Source organism: Aureispira sp. CCB-QB1, assembly GCF_000724545.1.
Lineage (GTDB): Bacteria > Bacteroidota > Bacteroidia > Chitinophagales > Saprospiraceae > Aureispira.
Window position 1 is genome coordinate 1 of the sequence record NZ_JHBV01000105.1, and the last position, 503, is coordinate 503.

A 503-nucleotide genomic window follows, 5' to 3' on the forward strand; every position below is an offset into this window, starting at 1 on the left:
AAAGGCGCATCTTGCAAGATTTCAAACGATTTCATCACCTGGTCAAAATGAGGAATGACATTCTTTTTGCCTCTTGGTGGAGACACATTGTTCTTAAAAAAACGAGCTAAGGTCAAGGCTCCCCAAGCGCCATTGGGAAACATATTGGGATCGTGAAACACCAAGGCAAACCAAATCCCGACGTGTTTGGCACGATAAAAACAGGCTTTTTGTGCTTGGGTTAATTGAGAACTAAAGACATTGGTAGCATCGTCAATGATAAAAAACAAGCCTTTGTAGCCTTTTCTGGACAAGCGCTTATAAAGCAGCTGTTCGGTCAACTTCTCATCAGCCATCATAGCTTTCACTCGTTTGCCTTTGAATTTTTTCATAAAGTGTTTGTGAAACACATAGTCTCGACCTTTGTAGGTAAAATACAGCTCCTTGCTTTTAGCATCCGACCAAAGCTCAATTTCTATAAAGCCAATCCAATCTTTCTCGTGTCCAGAATTGTAGACAAAAAT

General features: G+C 40.4%; 1 protein-coding gene. It reads right to left on the reverse strand.

Annotation, left to right across the window (positions count from 1 at the left end; genetic code table 11):
• A partial coding sequence (locus CG11_RS30600; RefSeq protein ID WP_197043973.1) for a hypothetical protein occupies window positions 1-503 on the reverse strand: 503 nt, incomplete at both ends.